Origin of the sequence: Nonomuraea sp. NPDC050536, assembly GCF_044457685.1 — a bacterium.
Classification (GTDB): domain Bacteria; phylum Actinomycetota; class Actinomycetes; order Streptosporangiales; family Streptosporangiaceae; genus Nonomuraea.
Genome location: NZ_JBITHD010000007.1, coordinates 64,359 through 90,989, shown reverse-complemented (window position 1 = coordinate 90,989; position 26,631 = coordinate 64,359). Strand labels below are relative to the sequence as shown.

The following is a 26,631-nucleotide window of genomic DNA, read 5'->3' as shown; positions in this document are numbered from 1 at the left end:
CAGGCGCATCATACGGTCAGGCCTTCCAGTTCATCCAGGCCGTTGAGCGCCTCGACGATCTTCCGCTCCTCGTAGGAGAAGTGGGATTCGAGGATGGCCGCCAGGCCGTCCAGCTCGCTGTCCCTGGCCTGCGGGTCGTCGATCACGGCCGCGATCCTGAGCAGGATGTCGGTGACGAATCCGTGGTCGCGGCTGAGCTCCTCGAGCACCGGGCGGAGCTCCGGATGCCGCTCGGCCAGGGCGGGGAAGACGTTCTCGTCCTCGCCCGTGTGGTGGCGGGTCAGCGCCGAGCAGAAGGCCAGGCAGTGCGATCGCAGATCCTTCAGCCCCGCGGAGCCGGAGCGGAGCCGGGCGAGCTCCTTGCGGAGCCAGTCGTGCATTTCGATGAGTTGGGTGCCGAACGCCTTCAGGCGCTCATGTGAGGGTTCCAAGGATTTCCCATGGTCCGGCGCCTCCATGCCCGCGGTGGTCTGCTTACCGGGTACACGCGACGCTGAGGCGGGATTTCACCATCAATCGGGCAAAGCGTCAAGCGCGCCCCACGAGGTCAGCGATGCCAGGAGGCCCTCCGTCAGCGGCATTCCGCGCATGTCAGACCTGGTGCACCAGCGGGCGTCGGCGGCGTCGTCGCCCGGGGTCAGGGTCCCGCCGGTGACGGTAGCCAGGTAGTCGCGGATCAGGTAGTCGCCGCGGACGACGGTCCCTGCCAGGGCGCCCACCTCGACCCGGAGGCCGGTCTCCTCCAGCACCTCACGCTCAACTGCTGAAACATCCGACTCGCCGGGTTCGACCCGGCCGCCGGGGATCGACCACAGGCCCTCGCCGGGTGGATGGCCCCGCCGTACCAGGAGGAGCCGGTGATCCAGCAGGATGATCGCGCCGACACAATTTACGAGCACATGACCAAGATTACGACGCGATAACGAGACGCGCTCTTGACGGACCTGTGGTGCAGGAAGCACCGTGGGTAGCTGTGAGAGCGGATCCAACCTGTCCCCGGTGCTTTGGCCCGCTTCACGGGCCCAGTGTGTGGTCCAGCGCATGGCGATGCGACGCGCACGGTGACGTACTGCCCTACCAGCCGCCCTGGCCGCCGTCATCCTCGACGCTCGACAACCTGCGCAGGACCTCCGTCGTGCCCGTCTGGCTGCCGTGGCCGCTGCCCTCGGGCTGGCTGGTGACGGGGTTCGCCGAGGTGGGTGACGGGCGCAGCGGCGCGCGGGCCAGCGTGGTGGCGCTGTCGGGCCCCGCACTGACGGAGGGGCCCGCCGACCTGCTGATCATCGCGGAGGAACCCGGCGTGGGGCTGGGGGCCGCGTTCGCCGGGCTGGACGGCCCCGACCCCGGGCAGGGGTTCGACGCGGGGCCGCCGAACGCGAAGATCGACGTGCTCGGCCACCCGACCGCGCTGTGGTGCGTGGGCGGCGCAGCGGATCGCGCGGTCTACGCGGGCGAGGCGCTGGGCAACTGGCTGTGGACGATCGCCTGGCCCGCCGACGCGGGCTGCGTGATCGCGCTGCTCCAGCTCAACCTGCGCGATCTGCGCGACCTGGAGCGGGACTTCGACCTGCCCTTCGGGGCCTTCTCCCCTAGACTGGAGGACTGAGACACCTCCCCCCACGCAGGGGGAATGGTGTTCGACGTCCGATTCTTCGTCGAGGCGTTCGTGACGATGTTCGTCATCATGGACCCGCCCGGCGTCATCCCGCTGTTCCTGGCCTACACCGGCGGCCGCACCCAGCAGCAGCGCAAGCGCATCGCCTGGCAGGCCGCCGTCACCGCCTTCTGCCTGATCGTGATCTTCGCCGTGTTCGGCCAGGCGATCCTGGCCTATCTGCACGTCGAGGTGGCCGCCATGCAGATCGCGGGCGGCCTGCTGCTCCTGCTCGTCGCGCTCGAGCTGCTGCGCGGCCAGACCGAGCCGCGCTCCGACTCGGTGCCCTCCAGCGTCAACGTGGCCCTGGTGCCCCTGGGCACGCCGCTGCTGGCCGGTCCCGGCGCGATCGTGGCCACGATCGTCTTCGCCCAGCAGGTCGGCCGGTTCAACGGCGGCATCCTCGCGCTCGGTCTGGCGATCGCCGCGGTGCACCTGATCCTCTGGCTGTTCATGCGCTTCTCGGTCAGCATCATCAGGGTCATCAAGGAGAACGGTGTGGAGCTCGTCACCCGGATCGCGGGTCTGCTGCTTTCCGCGCTGGCCGTGCAACTCATCATCAACGCGATTCGCTCTCTGTTCCAGACGGGCTAGGCTTCGGGACGTGACAGCGCGTATCGAGCGAGTGGTGACCGAGGGCGTCGTCGACATCGACGGCGTCGAGCACAAGGTCGAGAACAACACCTGGATCGTGGGCGACGACGACGAGGTCATCGTCATCGACCCCGCCCGCGACGCCGAAAAGATCATGGAGCAGGTCGGCGACCGCGAGATACTCGCGGTCATCTGTACGGCCGGCCTGCCCGACCACGTGGGTGCCGCCATCGAGGTGGCCAGCCGCGACGAGGCGATCGTCGCCCTGCACCCCAAGGACAAGCCGCTGTGGCGGGAGACCTGGTCGGAGACCTGGCCCGACATCGACATGGAGGACGACGGCGTCTTCGGCGTCGCTGACATCCAGCTCGACGTCATGGAGACGCCCGGGGTCACCCCAGGCAGCGTGTCGCTCTACAGCGAGGCGCTCGAGGCCGTCTTCACCGGCAAGACGCTGCAGGCCGACGGCCCCGGCAAGCTCGGCGGTGAGTATCCGGGCCTGGCCGACCAGCTGACCGCGATCGGCGGCCGGCTGTTCACGCTGCCGGGCGCCACCCGGGTGCTGGCCGTCCACGGCGACGAGGTGACGATCGGCGACCTGGAGCCGCACTTCGACGACTGGGTGTCGGGGTCGCTGACCCGCGAGGCCAAGCCGGAGGGCCCGCTGACCGACGCCACGGGCCTCTCGGGGATCAAGATCGAGCCGGGCGACGACTAGGTGTACGACCAGCTCCCGCTGGACGGGATGCCGCGGCGGCTCTATGCCTGCACGCCGTCGCGGTTGAACAGCTGGCTCGACTGCCGGCGCCGCTATCGCTTCACCTACCTCGACCGGCCGCAGCCGCCCAAGGGCGCGCCGTGGGCGCACAACAGCGTCGGCGCCAGCGTGCACAACGCGCTGGCGGCCTGGTGGCGCGAGCTGTACGACAAGCGCACCCCGGCGATGGCGAGCATCCTGCTGACCAACGGGTGGATCACCGAGGGGTTCAGGGACGCCGAGCAGTCGGGGCAGTGGCTGGCGCGCGCCCGCGAGCTCGTCTCCGGCTACGTCGCGACGCTGGATCCCGGTGACGACCCGGTCGGCGTGGAGCGTACGGTCGCCACCCGCACCAAGGTCATCGCCGTGTCCGGGCGCATCGACCGGCTCGACCGGCGCGGTGACGAGCTGGTCGTGGTCGACTACAAGACAGGGCGCCGCCCGCTCACCCAGGACGACGCGCGGTCCTCGCTCGCGCTGGCCATCTACGCGATCGCGGCGTCCCGGATGATGCGTACGCCCTGTCACACCGTGGAGCTGCACCACCTGCCCACCGGCGAGATCGTCGAGTGGCAGCACACCGATGAGTCGCTCGGCCGCCACCTGGGCCGCGCCGAGGAGGTGGCCATCGAGGCGGCCGCGGCCGACGAACGCTACCGCGAGGCGGCGCCCGGCCCTTCTGAGCTCGACGAGGTGTTCGCGCCGAACCCGGGGCCGTTCTGCTCCTGGTGCGACTTCCGCCGGCACTGCCCGGAAGGGCGGCAGGCGGCTCCCGACCGCCGATCATGGGACGGCCTGGCCGACTAGAGTCGGGCACATGCCCATCCTCCAGCGCATCCCGGCCACGGTGGCGCTGGGGGCGCTGTTCAACCCGCTGAACTCCTCGATGATCGCGGTCGCGCTGGTGCCGATCGCGACCGAGTTCGACGTCGGGATCGTCGCCGTGACCTGGCTGGCGGCCGGGTTCTACCTCACCGCCGTGCTGGCGCCGCCCGTCATGGGGACGCTGGCCGACCGGATCGGCCCGAAGGCGGTCTTCATCGGCGGGCTCGCCCTGGTGGGCGTGACCGGCGCGCTGGCGGCCATGGCGCCCGGGTTCGGGTGGCTGGTGGCGATGCGGCTGCTGCAGGCGTTCGGGACGTGCGCCACGTTCCCCGCGGGGATGGCGATCGTGCGGACGGTCATCCCCGGACCCGACGGCAGGCCGCCGCCGCGGCTGATCGCGGTCATCTCGATGGTGCTGACCTCGAGTGCCGCAGCGGGGCCCGTGCTCGGCGGGCTGCTGGTCACCATCTGGGGATGGCGCGCGGTCTTCCTGGTGAACGTGCCGCTGGCGCTGCTGGCCATCGTGCTGGGCTGGAAGTGGCTGCCGCGCGTGGCCGGAGACGGGCGGCGCGAGCGGCGCCTGCCCAGGCCGAACGCGGCGCTGCTCGGCACCTGCGGCCAGAACGCGCTCGTCAACGTCATCTTCTACCTGGCCTTCATCGGCGTCCCGCTGTGGGCGCAGCACACGGCGGGCGTGTCCGCCGGTGTGGCGGGGCTGCTGGTGCTGCCGATGGCGGCGCTGGGCGTGCTGGCGATGCCGGCCGCGGTCGCGCTGGCCGCTCGGGCCGGGCTCCGGGCGGTGCTGGTGGCGGCCGCGGTGCTGATGGCGGGCGGGTCGGCGGCGATGTTCCTGGTGGGCCCGGTGGGTATCGTGCCGGTGGCCACCGCGCTGCTCGGGCTGGGTGCGGCCTTCAACCAGTTCGGGCTGAACACGCTGGTTTACGTGCACGCCGAGCGGCGCGACACCGGGTCGGCCGTGGGGCTGTTCCAGGCGTCTCGGTTCGTCGGCGCGGGGCTGGCCGCGCCCGTGACGGGGCTGCTGTTCGGGGCGGGAGTGACGGATGGTGGCTGGGCGATGGCCGCCATCACCGTGGTCGTCCTGGCTGCCAGTCTCGTGCTGCCGGTAAAGACATCGGATGAAGAGTCCCCCATGAGTGACTAGAGCGCACTGGGGGCGGAGATTTCCGGAAATAGATCGGATCTAAGGATTGACGGGCGGGCCCGCTAGCAGTCATATCGTCAGTAACCCATTGTTCTGACGGAAGGCAGGTGCACGCGCATGGCCCAGCCCAAGGACCCGGGCAAGAAGCAGCCGCCCAGGACCCACGCGAAGAAGGTCAGGACCCGCGGTGAGGCGACGACCTGGCACAAGCCCGACTACCAGGTCGTCGAGGCATCGATGGAGATGTCCGCGTACTTCCTCGCCACACGGTAAGCCGGCGTCGTGCGCCTGCAGGTGCTCGGCACCGCGGCGGGTGGCGGCGTCCCTCAGTGGAACTGCGCGTGCCCCGGCTGCACCGGGGCGCGTGCCGACCCGGGACGGCGCCGGCGCCACGCGAGCCTCGCCGTACTACGCGAGGACGGCTGTGTCGTCGTCAACGCCACGCCCGACATCGCCGACCAGATCGCGGACTGCGCCTGGCTGGCGCCCGACCGCGGGATCGCGCCGCGCGTGGTCCTCACCGACGCAGAACTCGACCACACCATCGGGCTGCTGCGCCTGCGCGAGGCCGCCACGCTGGAGATCTTCTGCACTCCCGAGGTACGGCAGGCGTTGCGCCCCTTCGCCGCGATCCTCCGCCCCTATACGTCGGTGGCCTGGCACGACCTGGACGACGCGATCCCGCTGTCGGACAAGCGCCCCCGCTACGCCCGCCATGACCCGCCCGCCCCCGGCTGGGTCTCGGCTGTGCGCCTGCGCGAAGGCGGCAGGAGCGTGGTCTACGCACCCGCGATGGGCCTCTGGAGCCCTCTGATCGAGGACGCCGACTGCGTGATCGTGGACGGCACCTTCTGGGACGACGAGGAGCCCCGCCGTACCGGGATCTCCACGAAGACGGCCACCGAGATGGGCCACCTGCCGATCGAGGCCACCATGAAGCGCCTGGCGCGGCTGCCGGGCCGGTGCCTGTACACGCACCTCAACAACACCAACCCCCTCGTCGACCCGGACGCCGTCCAGCACGAGGTGCTGGCCGAGCTGGGTCTCGAGGTGGCCACAGACGGGATGGTGATCGAGCTGTGACCCCCTTCGAGGCCGAGCTGCGCGCCGTACCGCAGCGGCTCTATCACCACCTGCATCCCTTCAACCTGCGCATGCACGCCGGCGAGCTGGGCAAGCAGGAGCTGCGGACCTGGATACTCAACCGTTTCCACTACCAGCGGCACATCCCTGTCAAGGACGCGCACATCCTCGCCAAGCTGGAGACGCCCGAACTGCGCAGGATGTGGCTGCGCCGCATCCAGGACCACGACGGCACGAAACCCGGCGAGGGCGGCATCGAGCGCTGGCTGCGGCTGGGCGAGGCCGCGGGCATCGGCAGGGAGCGCCTGCTGTCGGGCGAGGAGGTGCTGCCCGGTGTGCGGATGGCCGTGGACGGCTACGTCAACCTGTGCCGCAACGGCTCGGTGCTCGAGGCGGTCGCCGCCTCGCTGACCGAGCTGTTCGCCCCCGACCTCATGCGCACGCGCATCGCCGCCTTCGAAAAGCACTACCCGTGGATAGACCCCGAGGGCCTGCGCTACTTCCAGATCCGCGTCGACCAGGGGCGCCAGGACAGCGGCGAGGCCCTGGCACTGGTATTGGACTGGGCCCGCGACCGCGCCGACCAGCAGCGGGCCGTCGCGGCGCTGCGCTTCAAGTGCGAGGTGCTCTGGGCACTGCTCGACGCCGTGTCGGGAGCGCGGCGATGACCTGGCGGCCTGCCCTCGCCCCGTCCGCGATGCTGCGCCACGACCCGGTACGGCAGGCGGACCTGCTCATCGTGCCGGAGCGGATCGTCGTGCTCAACGAGGAGGCGGCGGCCATCGTCGCCCTGTGCGACGGCACGCGGACCGCCGAGGAGATCGTGGCCGAGTTCCCCGGCGAGGTCGCGGGCGACGTCGTGGAGTTCCTCGACCGGGTGCGCGGCGAGGGGTGGCTGCGGTGAAGCCGCCCTGGGCCATGCTCGCCGAGCTCACCCACGGCTGTCCGCTGCGCTGCCCCTACTGCTCCAACCCCACCGAGCTGGTGGCCAGAGCCCGGGAGCTCGATGCCGCCGAGTGGCGCGACGTCTTCCGTCAGGCGGGCGAGCTGGGCGTCGTGCACGCCCACCTGTCCGGCGGCGAGCCGCTGCTGCGCAGGGACCTGGCGGAGATCGTCGAGGCCGCCACGGCGGCGGGCGTCTACAGCCAGCTCGTCACCAGCGGCCTGGGCTTGACCGCCAGGCGGCTCGACACGCTGGCCGAAGCCGGGCTGCGCAGCGTCCAGCTGTCCGTGCAGGCGGCCGCGCCGCGGGAGTCCGACAGGATCGCCGGGGTCAGATCGTTCGCCGCCAAGCGGAAGGCGGCGGCCGTGATCGTCGCGGCCGGGCTGCCGTTCGGGCTCAACGTCGTGCTCCACCGGCACAACCTGGACGCCATCGAGGAGATCATCGAGCTGGGGATCGCCTGGGGCGCCGAGCGGATCGAGCTGGCCAACACCCAGTTCTACGGCTGGGCGCTGGCCAACAGGGACGCGCTGCTGCCGACGCGCGAGCAGCTGGCCCGCGCCGAGGCATCAGTCACGAAATTTCGCGAAAAGACGGACGTCGAGCTCATCTGGGTCATCCCCGACTACTTCGATGGGACTCCCAAGCCGTGCATGGGCGGCTGGGGCGCGATCTCGCTCACCGTGGCGCCCGACGGCCGCGTGCTGCCCTGCCCGGCCGCCTACGACCTCCCCCTGGACCTGCCCGCGGTCAGGGAGCACCCGCTGGCCTGGATCTGGGCGGAGTCTCCTGCCTTCAACGCCTACCGGGGCACCGACTGGATGCCCGAGCCCTGTTCCAGCTGCCCGCGCAGGACGCTGGACTTCGGCGGGTGTCGTTGCCAGGCCTACGCGCTGACCGGGGACGCCGGCCGTACCGATCCGGCCTGCCGGCTGTCGCCGGACCACGGCCTGCTCACGCGGCTGAGCGGTGGTGGGGAGTTCGTCTATCGCCACCAGGCCAGCGGCGCGGGTCGGTGAGTCCCTTGAGTCCCTTGCTCACGTCGTAGCCCGCCGCGCCCAGGCGCTGCCGTGAGCGGGCCAGCATGTCCCTGGTCGACGGCATGAACGCGCGGTCGTGGACCGGCTCGGGCAGCGAGTTCATGGTCAGCCGGAAGGCCTTGAGCGCCGCCGTGACCGTGGCCTTCGGCACCTCGGGCAGCACGCCGTACATCCGCCTGGCCCAGTCGGGCAGCGTGTAGTAGCACAGCGCGCCGAACGGGAAGTAGGCCGGCTTGCCCGGCGACAGCAGGCGTAGCTCCTGCGGCAGGCGCGGCCACAGCAGGAACCTGACGGTCTCGGCGGCCTCCGGCGTGACCTGGAGGCTGGGCCGCACCTGCTTGAAGTAGGCGTCCATCTCGGCCAGCGAGCCGGGCACGTCCTCCAGGTGCAGGCCGACGTAGGTGGCGCTCTTGCGCTGCTCGTGCAGGTAGCGGTCGGCCTGGCGCTCGGTGATGCCGAGCCCGCCGCGCCTGGCCACCTCCAGGTAGGAGGAGACCTCCGCGCAGTGCACCCACAGCAGCAGCTCGGGGTCGTCCACGCGGTAGGTGTGGCCCTCGCTCTGGATGCGCAGCTGCCGGTGGATGCCGCGCACGCGCCGGCCGATCTCGTCGGCGTCCTCGGGGCTGCCGAACGTGACGCGTCCCACGAAGTCCGCGGTACGGCGCAGCCGCCCGAACGGGTCCTCCTGGAAGTTGGAGTTCTGCCAGACGCCGCGCATCGCCAGCGGGTGGAGGGCCTGCAGCATCAGGCCCCGAACGCCGCCGATCCACATGGCCCGATCGAGGTGGACCTGCCAGGTGACGCTCTGCGGGGGCTGGACGACGATCTCTTCCATGCTCGGCATAGTAAGTAAATGATTACACGCTATTGGGCCGGATGTCCAAGGAGTGCTGCTCCGCCGCGTTCCAGAACCTGACCAGCGTCTGCGCGGTGGTCTCCGGCGCCTCGACCGCGGGGGAGTGGGCGGCGCCGGGCACCACCATGAACTCCGCGCCCAGCCGGTTGGCCATCTCGCTCTGCACCACCGGCGGCCAGCCGTCGTCGTGCTCGCCGAACAGCACCAGCGTGGGCACCTCGATCTGGCGCAGCTCGTCGGTGCGGTCGTACATCGACAGCACCTGCTCGGCCATCCTGGCCAGCCCCGTCGGGGAGTGGGCCAGCAGCCGCTTGTGCAGGAACGCCACGATCTCGTCGGGCACGTCGCCGGACAGCGCCTCCGGCTCGAACCTGGTGTGCCACAGGTGTTCCAGACCCAGCCGTGGGAGCTCCTGCACGATCTTCATGCCGTTCTCGGCGCGCGGGCCCACGATCGCGGCGGGGCCCGAGCTCATCAGCGTGAACGAGGCGAACTTGGTACGCCCGTCGATGACCGCCTCGCGCGCCACCAGCCCGCCGAAGGAGTGACCGACCAGGTGCACCTCCTCGCCGCCGCCGACCACCTGGGCCAGCAGGTCCACGTCGGCGCCCAGCGCCGCGCAGGTGTAGGCCTCGGGATCGTCGGGACCCGGCGTCTCGTACTGGCCGCGCAGGTCGATCGCCAGCACCCGGCGGCCGGACTGCGCCAGGGTCTGCAACACCGCGATGAAGTCTTCCTTGCTGCCGGTCAGGCCCGGCACCAGGATCGCCGGCAGGCGCTCCACCACACCGCTGACCGGCAGCGCCTCCAGGACCGCGAACGTGCCCTGGGACGTGTCCAGCCTGCGGGGTACGACGCCAGGAGGCAGGTTCAGGAATCGCGGCGTACTCACGTGGGGCAACAATACCCAGAGGTCAGGGCCTCGACACTGGCCAACACCGTACGCTGATGCGAGTTCTGGGGAGTTGCGCGCTTATGACCGAGCTGGACATCCGTCCCGCCCTTTCGTGGCCCGACGTGGAGGCGGTCTTCGGGCCGCATGGGGCGCACGGCGGCTGCTGGTGCCTGTGGTTCCGCGCCACGGGCGCGCAGTTCCGCGAGCTCAAGGGCGAGGGCGCCCGCGAGCGGCTGCGCGCGCTCGTCGACTCGCCCGGCCCCGCCCCCGGCGTGCTGGCCTTCCTGGACGGCGAGCCGGTCGGCTGGTGCGCGGTCGCGCCACGCGAGGATCACGTACGGCTGGCCAGATCGTCCACCATGAAGCCGCTCGACCCCGCCGAACCCGGCGTGTGGGCCGTCACCTGCTTCTACGTGGTGCGATCAGGCAGGAGGAAGGGCATTCCCGCGGCGCTGCTGTCGGGGGCCGTGGACTACGCGGCCTCGTGCGGGGCGCGGGCCGTCGAGGGCTATCCGATCGACACCGACCGCAAGCTGCCGGCCGCCGAGCTCTACTACGGCTGGCGCGCGCTCTTCGACGCGGCCGGCTTCCACGAGGTCGCCCGGCGCACGCCGACCAGGCCCATCATGCGGCGGGACCTGCGGGCATGAAGAAGGGCGCGTGCCGGATGACGGCACGCGCCCTGTGCGCGATCGCTAGCGGGAGCTAGGCGCGGCGGCGATTACCGCCGCTTCCGCTGCTTCCGCCGGTACGGGGGCGGCGGCGCTGCTGCTGGCGCTCGGTGGCGGCGGACGGGGCGATGTCGTCGTCGTCCGTGGCCAGGTCGGGTGACTGGAAGATCACCGTGAACGGGTTCGGCGGGACGATGCGCTCCGCCTCCCTGCGCGCCGGCGGCGGCGGGGCCAGGAAGCTCGGCTGCTCGGGCTCGGGGTTCGAGTACTCCACGGTCCGCGGCTCGGCCGCGCGGGCAGCCCTGACCCGGGTCTTCACCACGGGCTGGGCCTCGACGACCTGGGGCTCGACGACCTGGGGCTCGGGAGCGAGCTTGGGCTGCTCGGCGACCGGGGCCGCGGTGCGGCGGGTACGGCGTGCCTTGGGCGCCTCGGCCTCGGGCTCCAGAACGTCGACCGTGGACAGGGCGCTCTCGATGGCGTCCGTCGCGGCGCCGCGGCGGGTTCGGCGGGAGCGGGCGTTCGCCGCGGGCGCGGCGGCGGCCTCTATCTCGTCGGCGGTGATGATGGCGGGTGTCTCCTCACTGCTGCTCATCTGCTCGACCTCCGGCGTCTCGACGGAATCCGCGGCTAGTCCGCCACGGGTGCGGCGGCGCTGGCGAGGCGTGCGGGCCGCCGGACGCTCGTCGCGGCCACGGCTGCGGCTGCGGGAGCGCCCGGTCTCGCCCAGGTCCTCGATCTCCTCGGCGGAAAGGCCCGCCCTGGAGCGGCTGGCGTGCGGCAGCACGCCCTTGGTGCCCTCGGCGATGCCCATCTCGGTGTAGACGTGCGGAGAGGAGGAGTAGGTCTCCTCCGGCTCGGCGAACTCGAGCCCGAGCATCTGGTTGATCATCTTCCAGCGGGTCAGCTGCTCCCACTCGACGAAGGTGACCGAGATGCCCGTCTTGCCCGCCCGACCGGTGCGGCCGATGCGATGGACGTAGGTCTTGTCCTCGGTGGGGGCGTCGTAGTTGACCACGTGGGTGACGTCGTCGATGTCGATGCCGCGGGCCGCGACGTCGGTGGCGACGAGCACGTCGATCTTGCCGTTGCGGAACGCACGCAGCGCCTGCTCCCGCTGGCCCTGGCCGAGGTCGCCGTGGACGGCCGCGACCGCGAAGCCGCGGGTGTCGAGCTGCTCGGCGACCATGTCACAGGCCCGCTTGGTCTCGCAGAAGACCATCGTGAGCCCACGGCCGCCGGCCTGCAGGATGCGGGCCAGGAGCTCGATCTTGTCCATCCGGTGCACACGCCAGACGAACTGGCGCACCTGCGGGGTGATCTCGGCCTCGTCCACGTCGCTGTTCTCTGCGCGCACGTGCGTGGGCCGGTTGAGGTACTTCCTGGACAGCGCGACGATCTCGCCCGGCATCGTGGCCGAGAACAGCATCGTCTGCCGCTCTTCGGGAATGAGTTTGAAGATGCGCTCGATGTCGGGCAGGAAGCCCAGGTCGAGCATGCGGTCGGCCTCGTCGAGCACCAGCGAGGTGATCTGCGACAGGTCGAGGTGCTTCTGCTTGACCAGGTCGAGCAGGCGTCCCGGGGTGCCGACGATCACGTCGACGCCGGCCTTGAGCGCCTCGACCTGCGGCTCGTAGGCCCGCCCGCCGTACACGGTGAGCACGCGGGAGCCGAGCTTGCCCGCGGCGGTGACCAGGTCCTCGGAGACCTGGGTGGCGAGCTCACGGGTCGGGACGACGACCAGTCCGCGCGGCTTCTTGCGGTTCTTGCGCGGCTTGCCGATGCTCTGCAGCATCGCGATGCCGAAGGCGTAGGTCTTGCCGGTGCCGGTGCGCGCCTGGCCGATCAGGTCCTGGCCGCTCAGCGCGAGCGGGAGCGCCATCTCCTGGATGGGGAACGGTGTGATGATGCCCTCGGTCTCGAGGGCATCGGCGATCTCAGGTGTGACTCCGAGGTCTCGGAAAGTCGTCAGCGTGGCCTGCCTCAGTCTCAAATGAAGGCGGACCTGCCGGGACCAATGGGTCGAAACCGGGGTCAGCCCTCTCCAGTCATTAGCGACCGCGGCCCGGGGAGCGGGGACATCGGGAGGGAATCTCCCGAAATAACACAGTGCGGTCGCACTTTCACAGAGCAGTGTACTCGATAGCACAACGCCAGCCGAGTTTCGTGTTGTTCCCGAAGTACGCTGCCAATCATGGATGAGTCCCCTGGTGTCGTCGATCTCCTCGGTGTTCTGGCCTATGCGGAACTGAGCGCGTTCCTCCAGATGGCTGGTGACGCGTCCCGGTTCGCGCCCACGGTCGGCGAGCGGGCGGCGCTCGGCGAGCTGGCCGTGGCCGAGTACGCGCACTTCCGGCTGCTGCGCGACAGGCTGTCCGCGCTGGGCGCCGACCCGGAGGCGGCGATGTCCCCGTTCGTCGAGGCGTTCGACGCCTGGCACACCCAGACCTCCCCGGCCGACTGGTTGCAGGCCCTGGTCAAGGCCTACGTCGGGGTGGGCATCGCGCTCGACTTCTACCGCGAGGCGGCCAGGCACCTCGACCCGTCGATCGCCGATCTGGTCGACGAGGTGCTGGCCGACGAGGATCGCTCGGAGTTCGTGGTCGAGCGGGTCAGGGCCGCGATCGAGGCGGATCCCGCGGCGGGCGGGAAGCTCGCGCTGTGGGCGCGGCGGCTGGTCGGCGAGGGGCTCAGCCAGGCCCAGCGGGTGGCGGCGGCGCGGCCCGAGCTGGCCGAGCTGCTGGTGGAGAAGGCCGCCAACGACCAGGCGGAGATCTCCCGGCTGTTCGCCCGGCTGACGGAGGAGCACGGCAAGCGCATGGCCGCCCTCGGCATCTGAAGCGTTGGCACGCTGGCTGAGTTCACCGACCCGCAGGGCAACCGGATAGGACTGTGGAAGAGATAGCCCCAGATCCGATCGACCACGCGATCAAGGCCATTTCGGAGCTGCGGCGCAGGGCCATCCTCAAGCTGGTGGCCCATCAAGAGCTGCCCGCGGGACGGATCGCCGAGCACTTCGAGGTGACCAGGCCCGCCATCTCCCAGCACCTTCAGGGGTTGAAGGAAGCGGGTCTGGTCATCGAGCGGCGCGAGGGTACGAAACGGTTGTACCGTGCCAGGCATGAGGGCCTGGCGCCGCTACGGCAGTTCCTTGACGAGATGTGGGCCGAATCACTGGACTTCGCGCGCCGTATTGCGGAGGGTGAGCGCGGATTGTCCGACGACCGAGCAGAAGCGGGATGACGTCGCCCGGCCCCGGCGCCCCCGGGGCTGCACCATCCGTGGCTGATCCGATCCGCCGCTCCGTGATGGTCAGGAGCGACCGCGAGCATGTCGTAGTGCCGCGCCAGGGGTACGGCGCGGCTCGCCGTACCCCTCGGCGACCTAGAGGGTGCCGCCGAAGCCGACCGGCCTGTTCTCGTCTTCACCGATCTCGATGAAACCGAGGGATGCGGTAGGGACGATCACCCGCCGGCCCTTGGTGTCGCTAAGGGCGAAGACGCCGTTGTCGAGTGCGAGCGCCTTCCTGGCTTCCTCTTCGACCTGCTCAGGGCTCAGATCAGTCTCGATGATGAGCTCTCGGTGCACGGACCGTACGCCGATCTTGACTTCCATGCTGTTCCCTTTCGACGGGCTCGATCCCATGGTCGCCCCTGAACAGCGCAAACGAGTGGATGATCGCGCCAAGCGAACGGGGTTACGCCGTACGCGGAAAACCGCTGATGCCGCGCCAGGCGAGTCTGGCCATGAGCTGCTCGGCGGCGTCCTTGGGGATCGAGTCGTGCTGGGTGACCCAGTAACGGGCGCTGACCTCGGCCATGCCGACCAGCCCGACCCCGAGCAGGTGGGCCTCGTCGCTGGTGCAGCCGGTGTCCTCCTGGATCACCGCGCTGACCATCTCGGCGCACTCGCGCAGCGCGCGCTCCACCCGCTGGCGGACCGGCGCCACATTGCGCAGGTCGGACTCGAAGACGAGGCGGAAGGCCTCGCCCTGGCTGGAGACGAAGTCGAAGAACGCGCTGAAGGTGGCCTGCACGCGCAGCTTGTTCTCGTGGGTCGAGGCGAGAGCATCACGGCAGCGGTTGACCATGTCGTCGACGTGCAGGTCGAGCAGAGCCAGATAGAGCTCCAGCTTGCCGGGGAAGTGCTGATACAGCACCGGCTTGCTGACCCCTGCCCGGTCGGCGATCTCGTCCATGGCAGCGGCGTGGTAGCCGTTCTCCACGAAGACTTCCTGCGCCGCGCTCAGCAACTGCCTGCGGCGGGCTAGACGGGGCAGCCTGGTGCCCCGGGGCTTGGCGTCCGGGGTGGCGGTCATGCCCCCTCCTTCGTACGGGCTCGGTTGGGACATCCTACGGGCGGGTCAACGCCACCTCATCGATAGTCATCGTCATCGTCGAGGCCGACCTCGCGATCCTGCTCGGCCGCGTCGGCCGGGTTGACGTCCAGCGGGACCTCGTGTCGCAGTGTCGCTTCGGCGTCGTGCAGCCGGCGGGCCTTCTCGGCGGCGTCGGCCTCGGGGGCCTCGGTGGGTGGTTCCGCCTCGTCGAAGGGCAGATCGTCTCCGCGCACGTCCATCTCCGACATGTCATCCCCTCCACGTGTGGACGGATCCAGCCTACGCCTGACTGAACAGGTCGCCGTGCTTCTCCACTCTGGCCAGTACGTCGGACGCGGTGAAGACCAGGTCTCCGGGAGACCCGCACGATTCCACCTCTTCCCACAGCAGCGGCGTCGACACCGTGGGCCGCTGCCTGGCACGCAGCGAGTAGGGAGCCACGGTGGTCTTGGCCGGGTTGTTCTGGCTCCAGTCGATGAACACCTTCCCCGGCCTGGCCGACTTCGTCATCACGCTGACCACGTGCCGCGGGTGGGCCTTGGCCAGGCGCTGGGCCAGCTCCTTGGCGTACGCCGAGGGCTCCTGCCTGCCGTCCCACGGCGCGTACAGCTGCATGCCCTTGTTGCCGCTGGTCTTGGGCACGGCCGTCAGCCCGTCGTCCTCCAGCAGCCCGCGCAGCAGCTGCGCCACCTGGCAGCACTCCACGATCGTGGCGGGTGGCCCGGGATCCAGGTCGAACACGAGCAGGTCGGGCGGTTCGGCCTGGCCGTCGTCCGAGACGCGCCACTGCGGCACGTGCAGTTCCAGCGCGGCCAGGTTGGCGTAGTAGACCAGCGAGGGCAGATCCTCCACCACGGCGAAGTCGATGGTGTCCCGGTTCTTGCCGCTGCCGGGCACCGGCAGCCGCACCCGCCTGACCCAGGCAGGTGTGTGGCTGGGGGCGTTCTTCTCGAAGAAGTACGCGCCGTCCACCCCGTTGGGGTAGCGCTTGACCGTCAGCGGCCTGCCCTCCAGATGCGGCAGCAGCACCGGCGCGATCCGCGAGTAGTAGTCGATGACCTCGGCCTTGGTGAAGCCGACCTCGGGGTAGAGCACCTTGTTCAGGTTGCTGAGCGTCAGCTCGCGCCCGTCCACCTTCACCGGGACCTTCACAGCCGTACCTCCGCGGGGATCTTGTCGGGCCGCAGCCCGCGCCAGACGGGATGGCGCAGCCGCAGCTCGTCGGTCCACATCGTGTAAGCCACCTCCCCGACGAGATCGGGTCTAACCCAACGGTTGCGCCACGGCACGTCGTTGAGGAAGGGGCTGCGCGGGATCTCCATCGGGCGCAGCAGCGCGTACAGCTCGTCCAGCGTCACATCGGTGAACCCGGTCCCGACGTGTCCCACGTACGTCAGGCCCTCCTCGGTGAACACGCCCATGATCAGCGAGCCGATCCCGCCCGCGCGCCTGCCCTTGCCCGCCTTCCAGCCGCCGATGACGACCTCTCTGGTGCTCAGGTTCTTCACCTTGACCCACCACGGCGAGCGCACGCCGGGGCGGTAGGGGGAGTCGAGCCGCTTGGCGACAACCCCCTCCAGGCCCTGCTCATGGGTGGCGCTGAGCAGGTCGGACTCTCCGGGGAAGTACGGCGGGGCCCCGATGTCGAGCTCGTCGAGCAGGCTCCTGCGATCGCGGTAGGACAGGTCGAACAGGGGCGTGCCGTCGAGGTAGAGCAGGTCGAAGGGGAAGTAGGTGACCGGGTAGAGCTCCAGCATCCTGGGCTCAGGATCGGTCAGGTGCATCCTTCGCTGCAGGCGTTCGAAGCTGGGCCTGCCCTGCTGGTCGAGGGCGACGACCTCGCCATCCAGCACCGCATTCTTCACACCGAACCCCGAAATTTCGGGATAACGGCGGGTGTACTCGGTTCCGTGGCGGCCCGTCACCCTGAGACCGTGGTCGATGTGGACCACGGCCCTGATGCCATCCCACTTGACCTCTAGCCCGTAACGATCACGATCTATGGGTAGCCCCCCAGGTACGGCCAGCATTGGCTCGACCGGGTATGGCATCGGTTGGCCCATGAGGGGTATGTGCCCAATTGGTGTGCCAACGACAGCAGAGGAGTCCCCATGCGCAGCATCTGGAAGGGTGCGATCTCCTTTGGACTGGTCACCATCCCGGTCAAGCTGTACTCGGCCACCGAGCAGAAGGACGTCACCTTCCACCAGGTCCACCGCGAGGACGGCGGCAGGATCCGCTACAAGCGCGTGTGCACCCTGGACGGCGAAGAGGTCCCCTACAGCGACATCGCCAAGGGCTACGAACTGGCCACCGGGGAGATTGTCGTGCTCACCGACGAGGACTTCGACGACCTGCCGCTGAGCACGTCCCGCCGGATCGACGTGCTCCAGTTCGCCCCCGCCGAGCAGATCGACCCGATCTACTTCTCCAAGTCCTACTACCTGGAGCCCGACGGGCAGGGAGCCAAGCCGTACGTCTTGCTCCGCAACGCGCTGGAGGCGTCGGGGCAGGTGGCCGTGGTCAAGGTGGCGCTGCGGCAGCGCGAGTCGCTGGCCACGCTGCGGGTGCGTGATGGGGTGTTCGTACTGGAGACGATGCTCTGGCCCGACGAGATCCGCGCACCGGACTTCCCCTTCCTGGAGGAGGACATCGAGGTCAGGGCGCAGGAACTGCAGATGGCCGAGTCGCTCATCCAGACGATGGAGGCGGAGTTCGACCCCACCGAGTACCACGACGCCTACCGCGAGGCGCTGCAGCAGGTGATCGAGGCCAAGGTGGAGGGCAAGGAGGTCATCGCGCCTCCCGGGGGCGAGGAGGAGGCGGGTCCCGCCGTCGACCTCATGGCAGCCCTGCGCGCCAGCGTCGAGGCCGCCAAGCGCGAACGCGAGCCGTCCAAGCCCGAAAAAAAGCCCACCAAAGAACCCAAACGCAAACCCCGCAAAACCGCCTAACCCCCCACTCCCACGGAACGGCGCGCCCCCGCGGCGTGGCAGGCACTCCTCCGCGCGACGCGCGCCCGCACTCTCACACGGGTGGCGCGCCTTCGCGTGAGTCGACGCGCTCCCGCGGGGGCGAGGGGTGGCGTTGCCGCGCGGTGGTGCGCTCTTTCCGCGCCGCGCGGTTGCTCCCTGCGGGGGCACCCGGAAGGTGTGCTCTCGTGGGTGGGGTCAGTGGGTGGGGTCAGTGGGTGGGGGCGGGGTGGGGGGTGGTGAGGTGGTCGGTGAGGAAGGCTTCCCAGGTTCGGGTGCCGGTGGTGGCGTCGAGTGAGAGGTTGTCGCCCGCGCGGTAGGCCTTGCCGATCTTGCCGGGGACCCGGATGGGGAGGGTGGGGCGGCGCTTGCCGATGGCGCGGAGGTAGCTACGGGCCAGGTCCGCCATGCCGTACACCTTGGGGCCCGTGATGTCGGGGACGAGGCCGGCGGGCGCGGCGAGGGCGAGCGTGACGAGGCGCTCGGCGACGTCGCGGGCGTCGACCGGCTGGAAGCGCAGGCCGCCCGGCGACGGGATGAACGGCATTTTGGCCATCGCGCGGACCGCGTTGAGGGCGAAGTCGTGGAACTGCGCGGCTCGCAGGGTGGTCCAGGGGATCCCGGAATCGGCGATGGCCAGCTCCGCGCCGCGCTTGGCGCGGAAGTACCCGATCGGCATCCGGTCCGCGCCGATGACCGAGATGTAGACCAGGTGCCGCACCCCGGCGGCCGAGGCGGCGCGCACCAGGTTGGCGGTCGCCACATCGTCGCCCTTGGCACCGCCCGCCAGGTGCAGCACGATGTCGACGCCGGCGACCGCGGGCTCGATGCCCTCGCCCTTCAGCAGGTCGACGGCGAAGTAGCGGACGCCGTCGCGCGGCTCACGGGCGGAGCGGCTCAGCACCCGCACCTCGTTGCCGGCCTCGCGCAGCAGGGGGACGACGAGGCGTCCGAGAGTGCCCGTGCCACCGGTGACCAGGATCGTCGCGGTCATGACTTGCTCCAGTTCCAGCTCGTTGCGTGCTTCTACTGCCCTGACGCCTCCCGAGCTGGGTTTGTGACAGCGTGCCGGTGAGCGGCCATACCCGGTCGGGTATGGCCGCTTTCCCGACCGCCAAGCCGCTCATAAGAAAAGGGAGTGGCAGGGGGCTCCGTGGGTGAAGCCCCCTGCCACTATTCGGCTGTGCTGCTATTTACCAGAAGAAGTTCCTGGTACGGACACAGCCGCGCTCACGGTGGATGTGCCAGCCGCTGAAGACGCGGAAGCGTCCGTGGACTTCGTTCTCGTAGTGGCCCCTACGAACGGCGCCCGCAGGGCCGAGGAAGACGCAGCGCCCTCCGCGCCCGTTCCAGACATCCATCGTCGCGCCGCTGCTGGCGGCGCTGGCGTGGGCGGCGGTGACGGTGACGGTTCCGAGGCCGACGATGCCGCTCGCCAGCGCGGTGCTGAGAGCCGCGGCCGCGAGCGTTCGGTTGAGATTGAACATGATGTGCTTCCCCTTGACGGTCTCTTGCACTTCAGGCGCTTGTGCCGGAATTGTCGGCGAAGGGCCTGGGATTGCTCTTTCGCCTAGAGCCTTCCTGGTTGTCAGAATTGCCGACCATTCATGATCATAAACGGCATTCAGCAGGCTTTTGCTGTTCACTAACCCCCTGATTGCATTTATTGGGGTGCTATTTGAGCATTTAGCAGTATTTATCCGAAAATGTCCGTTAATGCGCGGTGCCGGGGAAAGCGGCTGGAAACGCGACAGCGCCGCAGAACCTATGAGGTTCTGCGGCGCCGCGGGTGTCGCTAAAGCGAGGCGGGCTCTACCACTTCCGGCCCTTGACCCGACCCTTCGTGAAAGCGGTGGCAGTCGCGGAGCGACCGGCCATTCCAGGTGTTCACGGAGGAGACGGCGCGGGCCTTCCTGAAGTTGTGTCCGGCGTGGACCTGCTTGGCGATGCTGACGCGCAGGGTCCTGGTGGCGCCGGCTGGGCTCGCCCCGGTGGCTTGCGTGATGGCGAGGCCACCGGTCATGGCGAGAGCGAGAATGTCCGCGGCGTGCGTGGTTCTGAGCTTGGACATCTGTGCTTCCCCCTGAACGGTTCGGGGCGAGCCGGCGCCCTTGGTGACGCGAACGGGCCTACTTCTTCTTGCCCATGCTGGTGGTGCCCATGCTGGTGCTGGACTTGACCTTGGTCCTGGCGGCCTTGGCGTGCTTACGCACCTTGGCCCTGCACCACTTGAAGGCAGGGAAGTGAGGCCAGATCTTCCCCGGGTGCGCCTTGGGGAAGTGGGGCCACCTGGGCGGATGAGGCTTCGCGGCGTCGGCGCTGGCTGAGCTCGTGTCCACGGCTTCTGTGATAGCCAGGCCGCCGGAGGCCATGGCGACAGTGAGAATGCCCGCGGCGAGCGCGGTTCTGAGCTTGGACATTTGTGCTTCCCCCTTGAACGGTTCTCCAGCACTTCGGGCGAGCCGCCCTCGATGACGCAATCGGGTCATCTTGCATGGCCTTATTGCCGGGAGTTTGTGGCGATAAACAGCAGTTCGCCCCTTTTAGTCTCTATTTATCCATTCCATGCTGATCTTTGTGGATATGTGCGGGTTTGTCCGAAAGGGTGGGGCGGATATCGTGGAGGGATGGAGCAGCCGATTCCCCATTGGTCCGGGCGGATGGTCGGTCCCGTGCATGTCCGGTCCACCCCTGAAGGCCCCGCCGAGCAGGCGGTCTTCGTGCATGGCCTGGCCGGCGCGGCCACCAACTGGACCGACCTGATGGACGAGCTCAAGGACGAGGTCACCGGCCACGCCATCGACCTGCCGGGCAACGGGCACTCGCCCGCCCCGCCGGACGGCGACTACTCGATTTCCGCCCATGCCAGGGCCGTGATCGGGCTGCTCGAGGAGACCGGGCCCGTGCACCTGTTCGGCAACTCGCTGGGCGGCGCCGTCTCGGTGGCGGTCGCGGCCACCCGGCCCGATCTGGTCCGCTCGCTCACACTCATCTCGCCGGCGCTGCCGGACCTGCTGCCGAGGTACGGTCCGGCCCGGGTGGCCGCTGCCGCCGCGCCGCGCCTGGGGGAGTGGGTGTCGGCCAAGCTCCGCCTCATCCCGGCCGAGCAGCGGGTCAACGCCTCGTACTCGATGATCTTCGCCGACACCACCCGCGTCCATCCCGACCGGCTCCGTGAGGCGGTGGAGGAGCTGCGCCGCAGGGACGGCCTGGCGTACGCGGGAGCGGCGATGATCGGCTCGGCCAGGGGGATCGTCACCGAGTACTTCCGGCGCGGCGAGCGGAACCTGTGGCGGCTGGCGGCCAAGGTCGAGGCGCCCACCCTGATCATCCACGGCAGGCACGACAGGCTTGTCCGTCCCGCCATGGCCGCGAAGGCCGGCCGTACGTTCAAGCAGGTCAGGCTCGTGTGGCTGCCGAACGCCGGGCACGTGGCGATGATGGAGCTGCCGCGCGTGGTGGCCGTCGAGGCACGCCGTCTGATCGGTGAGACGCGATTGGGGAATGCCCCACTGGCCAGCTAGGTTTCATCTTGCAAAGACCCCTGCAATGGGAGCGTAGAACCGTGTCCTTGCCACCCCTGGTCGAGCCGGCCGACGAGCTGACCGTCGATGAAGTGCGCCGTTACTCGCGCCATCTGATCATCCCCGACGTGGGCATGGCCGGGCAGAAACGGCTGAAGAACGCCAAGGTGCTCGTGGTGGGCGCCGGCGGCCTGGGCTCACCCGCGCTGATGTACCTGGCCGCGGCCGGCATCGGCACGCTCGGCATCATCGACTTCGACGTGGTCGACGAGTCGAACCTGCAGCGCCAGATCATCCACGGCCAGTCCGACGTGGGCCGGCTGAAGGCCGACAGCGCCGCCGCCTCGGTCCGCGAGATCAACCCGCTGGTCGACGTGATCATCCACAACGCGGCGCTGACGACAGAGAACGTGATGGAGATCTTCTCCGGCTACGACCTGATCGTCGACGGCACCGACAACTTCGCCACCCGCTACATGGTCAACGACGCGGCCGTGCTGCTCGGCAAGCCGTACGTGTGGGGGTCGATCTACCGCTTCGACGGGCAGGCCAGCGTGTTCTGGGCCGAGCACGGCCCCTGCTACCGCTGCCTCTACCCCGAGCCCCCGCCTCCCGGCATGGTCCCCAGCTGCGCCGAGGGCGGCGTGCTCGGCGTGCTGTGCGCCTCGATCGGCTCCATCCAGGTCAACGAGGCCATTAAGCTGCTGACCGGGATCGGCGACCCGCTGGTCGGGCGGCTGATGATCTACGACGCCCTGGAGATGAAGTACCGCGACGTCAAGGTCCGCAAGGACCCCGAGTGCGTGCTGTGCGGCAAGAACCCGACGGTGACCGAGCTGCTCGAGGACTACGAGGCGTTCTGCGGCACGATCTCCGACGAGGCCGCCCAGGCGGCCACCGGCTCCACGATCACCGCGCAGGAGCTCAAGGACATGCAGGACAACGGCGAGAGCATCTTCCTGGTCGACGTCCGCGAGCCCAACGAGTACGAGATCGTCTCGATCCCGGGCGCCACGCTGATCCCCAAGGGTGAGTTCCTCAACGGCTCCGCGCTGGAGAAGCTGCCCCAGGACAAGCGCATCGTGTTGCACTGCAAGTCGGGCGCGCGCTCGGCCGAGGCGCTGGCGGTCGTCAAGTCGGCCGGCTTCTCCGACGCCGTCCACGTCGGCGGCGGCGTGCTCAGCTGGGTCAAGACCGTGGATCCGAGCCTGCCCACGTACTGACGCGCATTAGTGTCGGTGTGTGGAAAAAGCCCGCCCCTGGCCCGCCCTCGCGGCGGCCTCCGTGCTGACCGTGCTGTGCGCGGTGGTCGCGGGGGTATCGGCCAGTGCGGCGGGCTCGGAGCTGTCCAGGGGGCCCAGCACCGCTGAGCTGCACGCGGCGGCCAAACGCGAGGTCGCCGCGCGCTGGCGCACCTGGCAGGCCGGCCGCATCTTCCCCGCCAGCCTGCCGTACTCGGCAGAGCAGGGCGGCGCGGAACACGCCAGCCGTATCGGCATCTCGCCGCGCACCGACTGCGCCGCCGCCGTCGACGCCAAGGCCGCCAGGGCCCTGCGCAAGGCCGGCTGCCGGGCGGTGCTGCGGGCCACCTACATCGACGCCCTGCAGGGCGTGCTCGTCACCGTCGGCGTCGTCGCGCTGCCGGACGAGCTGGGCGCCGTCCGCGCCAAGAGTGCTTTCTCCGAGTCGGGTGGCCCCGTGCCGGGCCTGCGCCCGGTTCCCTTCAGCGGCACGGTCGCCGACCGCTTCACCGACGCCGTACGGCAGGCCGGATCGGTACGGCAGGCCGGCCCCTACCTCGTGCTGACCACCGCAGGCCAGGTCGACGGCAGACCCGCCCGCGCGGTAGGCGAGCAGCGCCCCACCATCTTCGCCTTCGCCGGGGAGATCTCCGCGCGCGTCCTGTCGGACCTGAGCACGCCGCGGATGCCCGACTGCACCGGCAAGGAATGGCGATGCTGAGGCGGGTCACCGCCCTGGCGGTGGTCCTGGCGATCATCGCTCCCGCGGCCACGCCCGCGCACGCCGACAACGTGCGCGGCGGGCAGCAACCCGTCATCAGGACGCTGGCGCTCAACCAGGCGTGGCGGCTCAGCAAAGGCGCGGGCGCGCTGGTGGCCGTGCTCGACTCCGGCGTCGACCCGCGGCACCACGACCTGGCCGGGTCGGTGACCGTGGGCAGGGACTTCACCGAGGGTGCCAACCCGCCGGGGGTGGCGCCGCGCCGCCTGCACGGGACGTACATGGCCTCGCTCATCGCCGGGCACGGCCATGGGCCCGACGGGCGGCTGGGCATCATCGGGGTGGCGCCGGAGGCCAGGCTGCTGTCGGTGCGGGTGATCTTGGAGGACGAGGAGCCGGGCTTCCGCGAGTTCAACTCGGCCGCGCGTTTCGAGAACGTGGTGGCCAGGGGGATCAGGTACGCGGTCGACCACGGCGCCGGCGTGATCAACATGTCGATCTCCAAGGAGCTGGCCACCGAGCAGGAGCGGGCGGCGGTCCGCTACGCGATCTCCAAGGGCGTGGTGCTGGTGGCCGCCGCGGGCAACGACGGCGCCCGCAGGCAGGAAGCCGGCGGCTACGCCCCCTACTCCTACCCGGCCGCCTTCCCCGGCGTGGTCTCGGTGGGCGCGACCGACCGGCGGCTCAAGCGGGCCTCGTTCTCCAACTGGAACTCCTCGGTGCTGGTGGCCGCGCCCGGCGTCGACATCATGGGCGCGGGGCCCGGCGACGCCTACTGGGTGGGCCGCGGCACCTCGCAGGCGACCGCGCTGGTGTCGGGAGTCGCCGCCCTCATTAAGGCGAAATATCCGGGCATGTCGCCGGCGCTGGTGGCCCAGACGCTGACCGCGAGCGCCGACGACCGCCCGCCGGGCGGCTACGACATCGGCACCGGCTTCGGCGTGGTCAACGCCGCAAAAGCCCTGGCCGAGGCAGGTCGGCTGGCCAAGCACACCGAGACCGCGCAGGGCCCGCAGGTGCAGGACCCGGCGAGGCCGATGGGCGGCGGCGCGGCCGTCCCGATCGCCGTGATCGTGCGTGACAGGCAGCGCGTGACGGTCTACGGAACGATCGCCGCGGCCGCCGCCGTGGGATCGCTGGCCTTCCTGACCCTCATATTCGTGCTGGTCAGACGCGCGCGAAGGGGGCAGGGCTGGCAAGACGCATGATCTCCCCACTTACGGGGACGAAATAGACACGATGCGAACCCGGGAACGAGGCGGTGGTGAAGGCACGTAAGTCGACTTCAGGGCTGCCGCGCGCCGGGGAAGGAGCCGCGCCGAGAAGCAACCCGCTCGGCGCCGCCACCGGCCGCAGATCGCGCGTGCGCGCCTGGCCCGCCGCGGGGCCAGGGCGTGCCAGAGCCGCCGCACGGGAACGGGCGGAACTCGCCGCGCTGCGCCAGGGTGTCCGGCTGCGCAGCATCTTCCTGGCGCTGGTCGGCGCGATCGTGACCCTCTCCGCCGTCGTCGTGCTCCTCGGCACCGTCGGGCTGCTGGGCGAGACCAGATCCCGCCCGCTGACCGCCGCCGAGCAGAACCGCTACCAGCAGGAGGAGATCGCCCGCCGCTGGCAGGCCTGGCCGGCCGAGGAGCTCTTCCCCGACGAGCTGAAGTACCTGGGCCTGGACCGGGCGCAGCAGTACGCCAGACGGGTCGGCATCGCACCGCAGACCGAGTGCACGGGCGCCATGGACCCCTCCGTCGCCGGAATCCTGGCCGACCACGACTGCGTCACCGTGCTGCGCGCCACCTACGTCGACCAGACCGAGACGTTCGTCATCACGGTCGGCGTCGCCGTGCTGAAGGACGAGGAATCCAGGCTGTCCGCGACCGACCAGCTCTCCCAGGACGACCGCGTCGGCGTGCTGCCCGTCGCCTTCCCCGGCACCGTGACCGAGCGCTTCGGCAACGACCAGCGCCAGCGCAACGGCTGGGTGGGCGCGGGTCCCTACATCGTCTTCTCCACCGCCGGTTACGCCGACGGCCGCACCCGCGCCGCCGTACCTCCGGAGGAGATCCTGCACAGCGAGCTGTGGCCGGCGGCCAAGTCGATCGGCAACCAGATCGCCTACTTCCTGGCGGATCCCCCCAAGGCCCCGCCCTGCACCCAGGGGAACGTGTGCTGACCGCCGCCGTCAGAGCGCTGACAGCCGCCGTTCTCGCGCTGTACGCCCCGGCCGCCGCGCCGCCACCCGTCAGGCAACAACAGCAGTGGGTGCTCGACGCGCTCAACGTCGAGCAGGCCTGGACCCTCACCAAGGGCAAGGGCGTCACCGTGGCGGTCGTCGACACCGGCGTCGACCCCAAGGTCAAGGAGCTGAACGGCCGGGTCACCGCAGGACCCGACATGACCACGGCCACGCTGGAGCGCAACATGGCGCCCGGCGCCCACGGGACCGCCATGGCCGGCCTGATCGCCGCCACCGGAGCCGGCAACGGACTGGTCGGCGTCGCCCCCGAGGCGCGAATCCTGTCGCTGCCCATCGTCGAGGACGGGGACCCGCCACCCGGATCCGGACCGGACTTCGCCCCGCCCAACGAGGACTCGCAGACCGCGCTCGACAGCCCGCTCGGCCGCGCGCTGCGCTACGCCGCCAACCACGGCGCCCAGGTCGTCAGCATGTCGATCGGCACCTACGGCGTGCTCAAATCCGAGCGCGAGGCCGTCTCCTACGCGCTGGGCAAGGGCGTGGTGCTGGTGGCGGCCGTGGGCAACGACGGCGAGACCAACTACGCCAAGCAGAACGGCACCTCCTTCTGGAGCTTCCCCGCCGGATACCCGGGCGTCATCGGCGTGGGCGCGGTGGACAAGCAGGGCAACAGGGCCGCCTTCAGCAGCGACAACCTCTCCGTGCTGGTGTCCGCGCCCGGCGTGGGCGTGCCCGTGGTGACGCGAAAGGGCTACGAGCAGGCCGAGGGCACCAGCGCCGCCGCCGCGCTCGTCGCGGGCGTGGCCGCGCTGATCAAGTCGCGGTACCCGAACCTGCCGCCCGAGCAGGTCGCCCAGGCCCTGACCACCAGCGCGCGCGGCAGGCCGGCGGCCGGATACGACGACAAGATCGGCTTCGGCGTGGTGGACGCGGCCGCCGCGCTCAACGCCGCCCAGAAGTTGACGGGTGAGCAGCGCGAGGTCGCCGTGCCCCAGGGCAAGCATTTCGGCGCGGGCGAGGACTCGCCGGGACCGGCCCGCCCGGGGCCCGATCCGTGGCGGTTGTGGCTGTACGGAGGGGGCGTTCTCCTGGCCTTGGTCACGTTCTGTGGTGCGATCATCGTGCTGAATCAGCGCAAGGAGTAAAGATCCGCTATGGTCCCG

Annotated in this window: 34 protein-coding genes; 20 read left to right on the top strand and 14 right to left on the bottom strand. The window is 70.1% G+C overall.

What is annotated here, in order from left to right:
- Window positions 1-8 precede the first annotated feature (8 nt).
- Together ACIBHX_RS21245 and ACIBHX_RS21240 are read right to left on the bottom strand one after the other, a co-directional pair.
- Window positions 9-431, bottom strand: coding sequence for a hemerythrin domain-containing protein (locus tag ACIBHX_RS21245; RefSeq protein WP_397068872.1), 423 nt, complete (start codon window positions 429-431; stop codon window positions 9-11).
- Between the two features lie 81 nt (window positions 432-512).
- Complete coding sequence (locus ACIBHX_RS21240) at window positions 513-899, bottom strand: NUDIX hydrolase (RefSeq protein WP_397068871.1); 387 nt, start codon at window positions 897-899, stop codon at window positions 513-515.
- A gap of 47 nt (window positions 900-946) precedes the next feature.
- Between ACIBHX_RS21240 and ACIBHX_RS21235 the strand changes: the two genes are divergently transcribed.
- From ACIBHX_RS21235 to pqqE, 10 genes are all read left to right on the top strand, one after another.
- Complete coding sequence (locus ACIBHX_RS21235; protein WP_397068870.1) at window positions 947-1,606, top strand: DUF6758 family protein; 660 nt, start codon at window positions 947-949, stop codon at window positions 1,604-1,606.
- Window positions 1,607-1,630: 24 nt separating this feature from the next.
- Window positions 1,631-2,248, top strand: a complete 618-nt coding sequence (locus ACIBHX_RS21230) for a MarC family protein (protein ID WP_397068869.1) — start codon at window positions 1,631-1,633, stop codon at window positions 2,246-2,248.
- Window positions 2,249-2,258: 10 nt separating this feature from the next.
- The gene (locus tag ACIBHX_RS21225; RefSeq protein WP_397068867.1) at window positions 2,259-2,966 is read left to right on the top strand and encodes an MBL fold metallo-hydrolase; all 708 of its coding nucleotides are present in this window, start codon (window positions 2,259-2,261) and stop codon (window positions 2,964-2,966) included.
- A complete protein-coding gene (locus ACIBHX_RS21220) occupies window positions 2,967-3,812 on the top strand; it encodes a RecB family exonuclease (protein ID WP_397068865.1) in 846 nt (281 codons plus the stop codon).
- A 10-nt stretch (window positions 3,813-3,822) separates the two neighbouring features.
- Window positions 3,823-4,992, top strand: coding sequence for an MFS transporter (locus tag ACIBHX_RS21215; protein WP_397068864.1), 1,170 nt, complete (start codon window positions 3,823-3,825; stop codon window positions 4,990-4,992).
- A gap of 117 nt (window positions 4,993-5,109) precedes the next feature.
- On the top strand, window positions 5,110-5,265 hold the full coding sequence (locus ACIBHX_RS21210) for a hypothetical protein (protein ID WP_397068863.1): 156 nt from the start codon (window positions 5,110-5,112) through the stop codon (window positions 5,263-5,265).
- A gap of 9 nt (window positions 5,266-5,274) precedes the next feature.
- A complete protein-coding gene (gene pqqB / locus ACIBHX_RS21205) occupies window positions 5,275-6,075 on the top strand; it encodes a pyrroloquinoline quinone biosynthesis protein PqqB (protein WP_397068862.1) in 801 nt (266 codons plus the stop codon).
- Window positions 6,072-6,743 (top strand): pyrroloquinoline-quinone synthase PqqC, encoded by a 672-nt coding sequence (gene pqqC / locus ACIBHX_RS21200; protein ID WP_397068861.1) that lies wholly within the window; start codon window positions 6,072-6,074, stop codon window positions 6,741-6,743. The genes pqqB and pqqC overlap by 4 nt, the downstream gene beginning before the upstream one ends.
- Window positions 6,740-6,979 carry a pyrroloquinoline quinone biosynthesis peptide chaperone PqqD gene (gene pqqD / locus ACIBHX_RS21195; RefSeq protein ID WP_397068860.1) on the top strand — a complete coding sequence of 80 codons (240 nt, stop codon included), beginning with the start codon at window positions 6,740-6,742 and terminating at the stop codon, window positions 6,977-6,979. The genes pqqC and pqqD overlap by 4 nt, the downstream gene beginning before the upstream one ends.
- Window positions 6,976-8,037, top strand: a complete 1,062-nt coding sequence (gene pqqE, locus ACIBHX_RS21190; RefSeq protein ID WP_397068859.1) for a pyrroloquinoline quinone biosynthesis protein PqqE — start codon at window positions 6,976-6,978, stop codon at window positions 8,035-8,037. The genes pqqD and pqqE overlap by 4 nt, the downstream gene beginning before the upstream one ends.
- On the opposite strand, the gene ACIBHX_RS21185 is transcribed toward pqqE, so the two are convergent.
- Both ACIBHX_RS21185 and ACIBHX_RS21180 read right to left on the bottom strand, forming a co-directional pair.
- Window positions 7,973-8,902 carry an oxygenase MpaB family protein gene (locus ACIBHX_RS21185; protein ID WP_397068858.1) on the bottom strand — a complete coding sequence of 310 codons (930 nt, stop codon included), beginning with the start codon at window positions 8,900-8,902 and terminating at the stop codon, window positions 7,973-7,975. The two genes, pqqE and ACIBHX_RS21185, sit on opposite strands and share 65 nt — an antisense overlap.
- Window positions 8,903-8,915: 13 nt before the next feature.
- The gene (locus ACIBHX_RS21180) at window positions 8,916-9,806 is read right to left on the bottom strand and encodes an alpha/beta fold hydrolase (protein ID WP_397068857.1); all 891 of its coding nucleotides are present in this window, start codon (window positions 9,804-9,806) and stop codon (window positions 8,916-8,918) included.
- 83 nt (window positions 9,807-9,889) lie between these two features.
- Between ACIBHX_RS21180 and ACIBHX_RS21175 the strand changes: the two genes are divergently transcribed.
- On the top strand, window positions 9,890-10,459 hold the full coding sequence (locus tag ACIBHX_RS21175; protein WP_397068855.1) for a GNAT family N-acetyltransferase: 570 nt from the start codon (window positions 9,890-9,892) through the stop codon (window positions 10,457-10,459).
- A gap of 55 nt (window positions 10,460-10,514) precedes the next feature.
- Here ACIBHX_RS21175 and ACIBHX_RS21170 read toward each other — a convergent pair whose 3' ends face one another.
- Window positions 10,515-12,473, bottom strand: coding sequence for a DEAD/DEAH box helicase (locus ACIBHX_RS21170; RefSeq protein WP_397068854.1), 1,959 nt, complete (start codon window positions 12,471-12,473; stop codon window positions 10,515-10,517).
- Window positions 12,474-12,674: 201 nt separating this feature from the next.
- Here ACIBHX_RS21170 and ACIBHX_RS21165 point away from each other — a divergent pair, with 201 nt between their 5' ends.
- Together ACIBHX_RS21165 and ACIBHX_RS21160 are read left to right on the top strand one after the other, a co-directional pair.
- Entirely contained in the window at window positions 12,675-13,319 is a 645-nt protein-coding gene (locus tag ACIBHX_RS21165; RefSeq protein WP_397068853.1) for a ferritin-like fold-containing protein, read from the top strand.
- Window positions 13,320-13,372: 53 nt separating this feature from the next.
- Complete coding sequence (locus ACIBHX_RS21160) at window positions 13,373-13,723, top strand: ArsR/SmtB family transcription factor (protein ID WP_397068852.1); 351 nt, start codon at window positions 13,373-13,375, stop codon at window positions 13,721-13,723.
- A gap of 141 nt (window positions 13,724-13,864) precedes the next feature.
- Here ACIBHX_RS21160 and ACIBHX_RS21155 read toward each other — a convergent pair whose 3' ends face one another.
- The 5 genes from ACIBHX_RS21155 to ligD (ACIBHX_RS21135) form a co-directional block, all read right to left on the bottom strand.
- Window positions 13,865-14,095 (bottom strand): DUF3107 domain-containing protein, encoded by a 231-nt coding sequence (locus tag ACIBHX_RS21155; RefSeq protein WP_397068851.1) that lies wholly within the window; start codon window positions 14,093-14,095, stop codon window positions 13,865-13,867.
- Window positions 14,096-14,177: 82 nt separating this feature from the next.
- Window positions 14,178-14,798: a TetR/AcrR family transcriptional regulator gene (locus ACIBHX_RS21150; RefSeq protein WP_397068850.1), complete on the bottom strand. Its 621-nt coding sequence runs from the start codon at window positions 14,796-14,798 to the stop codon at window positions 14,178-14,180.
- Between the two features lie 56 nt (window positions 14,799-14,854).
- On the bottom strand, window positions 14,855-15,067 hold the full coding sequence (locus tag ACIBHX_RS21145; RefSeq protein WP_397068849.1) for a hypothetical protein: 213 nt from the start codon (window positions 15,065-15,067) through the stop codon (window positions 14,855-14,857).
- A gap of 31 nt (window positions 15,068-15,098) precedes the next feature.
- On the bottom strand, window positions 15,099-15,971 hold the full coding sequence (gene ligD / locus ACIBHX_RS21140) for a non-homologous end-joining DNA ligase (protein ID WP_397068848.1): 873 nt from the start codon (window positions 15,969-15,971) through the stop codon (window positions 15,099-15,101).
- Window positions 15,968-16,849, bottom strand: a complete 882-nt coding sequence (gene ligD / locus ACIBHX_RS21135) for a non-homologous end-joining DNA ligase (RefSeq protein ID WP_397069236.1) — start codon at window positions 16,847-16,849, stop codon at window positions 15,968-15,970. The genes ligD (ACIBHX_RS21140) and ligD (ACIBHX_RS21135) overlap by 4 nt, the downstream gene beginning before the upstream one ends.
- 81 nt (window positions 16,850-16,930) lie before the next feature.
- On the opposite strand from ligD (ACIBHX_RS21135), the gene ACIBHX_RS21130 reads away from it, so the two are divergent.
- Window positions 16,931-17,773: a Ku protein gene (locus ACIBHX_RS21130; protein ID WP_397068847.1), complete on the top strand. Its 843-nt coding sequence runs from the start codon at window positions 16,931-16,933 to the stop codon at window positions 17,771-17,773.
- Window positions 17,774-18,002: 229 nt separating this feature from the next.
- On the opposite strand, the gene ACIBHX_RS21125 is transcribed toward ACIBHX_RS21130, so the two are convergent.
- From ACIBHX_RS21125 to ACIBHX_RS21110, 4 genes are all read right to left on the bottom strand, one after another.
- Window positions 18,003-18,785, bottom strand: a complete 783-nt coding sequence (locus ACIBHX_RS21125) for an SDR family oxidoreductase (protein ID WP_397068846.1) — start codon at window positions 18,783-18,785, stop codon at window positions 18,003-18,005.
- A gap of 199 nt (window positions 18,786-18,984) precedes the next feature.
- Window positions 18,985-19,278, bottom strand: coding sequence for a hypothetical protein (locus tag ACIBHX_RS21120; protein ID WP_397068845.1), 294 nt, complete (start codon window positions 19,276-19,278; stop codon window positions 18,985-18,987).
- A 308-nt stretch (window positions 19,279-19,586) separates the two neighbouring features.
- Window positions 19,587-19,862, bottom strand: coding sequence for a hypothetical protein (locus ACIBHX_RS21115; RefSeq protein WP_397068844.1), 276 nt, complete (start codon window positions 19,860-19,862; stop codon window positions 19,587-19,589).
- Window positions 19,863-19,920: 58 nt separating this feature from the next.
- Window positions 19,921-20,211, bottom strand: coding sequence for a hypothetical protein (locus ACIBHX_RS21110; RefSeq protein WP_397068843.1), 291 nt, complete (start codon window positions 20,209-20,211; stop codon window positions 19,921-19,923).
- Window positions 20,212-20,463: 252 nt separating this feature from the next.
- Between ACIBHX_RS21110 and ACIBHX_RS21105 the strand changes: the two genes are divergently transcribed.
- From ACIBHX_RS21105 to ACIBHX_RS21080, 6 genes are read left to right on the top strand one after another with little or no spacing between them, the layout of a single operon-like run.
- On the top strand, window positions 20,464-21,315 hold the full coding sequence (locus ACIBHX_RS21105; protein WP_397068842.1) for an alpha/beta fold hydrolase: 852 nt from the start codon (window positions 20,464-20,466) through the stop codon (window positions 21,313-21,315).
- A gap of 41 nt (window positions 21,316-21,356) precedes the next feature.
- Window positions 21,357-22,538: an adenylyltransferase/sulfurtransferase MoeZ gene (gene moeZ, locus ACIBHX_RS21100; RefSeq protein ID WP_397068841.1), complete on the top strand. Its 1,182-nt coding sequence runs from the start codon at window positions 21,357-21,359 to the stop codon at window positions 22,536-22,538.
- Window positions 22,539-22,557: 19 nt separating this feature from the next.
- Window positions 22,558-23,277, top strand: a complete 720-nt coding sequence (locus tag ACIBHX_RS21095) for a hypothetical protein (protein ID WP_397068840.1) — start codon at window positions 22,558-22,560, stop codon at window positions 23,275-23,277.
- Window positions 23,271-24,485 (top strand): S8 family serine peptidase, encoded by a 1,215-nt coding sequence (locus tag ACIBHX_RS21090; RefSeq protein ID WP_397068839.1) that lies wholly within the window; start codon window positions 23,271-23,273, stop codon window positions 24,483-24,485. Before ACIBHX_RS21095 ends, ACIBHX_RS21090 begins: the two co-directional genes overlap by 7 nt.
- Before the next feature lie 56 nt (window positions 24,486-24,541).
- Complete coding sequence (locus tag ACIBHX_RS21085) at window positions 24,542-25,444, top strand: hypothetical protein (RefSeq protein ID WP_397068838.1); 903 nt, start codon at window positions 24,542-24,544, stop codon at window positions 25,442-25,444.
- Entirely contained in the window at window positions 25,438-26,613 is a 1,176-nt protein-coding gene (locus tag ACIBHX_RS21080; RefSeq protein ID WP_397068837.1) for a S8 family serine peptidase, read from the top strand. Before ACIBHX_RS21085 ends, ACIBHX_RS21080 begins: the two co-directional genes overlap by 7 nt.
- Window positions 26,614-26,631 lie beyond the last annotated feature (18 nt).

Bases quoted from the DNA above. Each gene is read 5' to 3' on its own strand.
- ACIBHX_RS21165 (WP_397068853.1), top strand. From the start codon at position 12,675: ATGGATGAGTCCCCTGGTGTCGTCGATCTCCTCGGTGTTCTGGCCTAT.
- ACIBHX_RS21210 (WP_397068863.1), top strand. From the start codon at position 5,110: ATGGCCCAGCCCAAGGACCCGGGCAAGAAGCAGCCGCCCAGGACCCAC.
- ACIBHX_RS21155 (WP_397068851.1), bottom strand. From the start codon at position 14,095: ATGGAAGTCAAGATCGGCGTACGGTCCGTGCACCGAGAGCTCATCATC.
- ACIBHX_RS21120 (WP_397068845.1), bottom strand. From the start codon at position 19,278: ATGTTCAATCTCAACCGAACGCTCGCGGCCGCGGCTCTCAGCACCGCG.
- ACIBHX_RS21185 (WP_397068858.1), bottom strand. From the start codon at position 8,902: ATGCCGAGCATGGAAGAGATCGTCGTCCAGCCCCCGCAGAGCGTCACC.
- ACIBHX_RS21145 (WP_397068849.1), bottom strand. From the start codon at position 15,067: ATGTCGGAGATGGACGTGCGCGGAGACGATCTGCCCTTCGACGAGGCG.
- ACIBHX_RS21115 (WP_397068844.1), bottom strand. From the start codon at position 19,862: ATGTCCAAGCTCAGAACCACGCACGCCGCGGACATTCTCGCTCTCGCC.
- ACIBHX_RS21230 (WP_397068869.1), top strand. From the start codon at position 1,631: ATGGTGTTCGACGTCCGATTCTTCGTCGAGGCGTTCGTGACGATGTTC.
- ligD (WP_397069236.1), bottom strand. From the start codon at position 16,849: ATGCTGGCCGTACCTGGGGGGCTACCCATAGATCGTGATCGTTACGGG.
- ACIBHX_RS21125 (WP_397068846.1), bottom strand. From the start codon at position 18,785: ATGACCGCGACGATCCTGGTCACCGGTGGCACGGGCACTCTCGGACGC.
- ACIBHX_RS21175 (WP_397068855.1), top strand. From the start codon at position 9,890: ATGACCGAGCTGGACATCCGTCCCGCCCTTTCGTGGCCCGACGTGGAG.
- ACIBHX_RS21150 (WP_397068850.1), bottom strand. From the start codon at position 14,798: ATGACCGCCACCCCGGACGCCAAGCCCCGGGGCACCAGGCTGCCCCGT.
- ACIBHX_RS21130 (WP_397068847.1), top strand. From the start codon at position 16,931: ATGCGCAGCATCTGGAAGGGTGCGATCTCCTTTGGACTGGTCACCATC.
- ACIBHX_RS21215 (WP_397068864.1), top strand. From the start codon at position 3,823: ATGCCCATCCTCCAGCGCATCCCGGCCACGGTGGCGCTGGGGGCGCTG.
- ACIBHX_RS21090 (WP_397068839.1), top strand. From the start codon at position 23,271: ATGCTGAGGCGGGTCACCGCCCTGGCGGTGGTCCTGGCGATCATCGCT.
- ACIBHX_RS21110 (WP_397068843.1), bottom strand. From the start codon at position 20,211: ATGTCCAAGCTCAGAACCGCGCTCGCCGCGGGCATTCTCACTGTCGCC.
- pqqD (WP_397068860.1), top strand. From the start codon at position 6,740: ATGACCTGGCGGCCTGCCCTCGCCCCGTCCGCGATGCTGCGCCACGAC.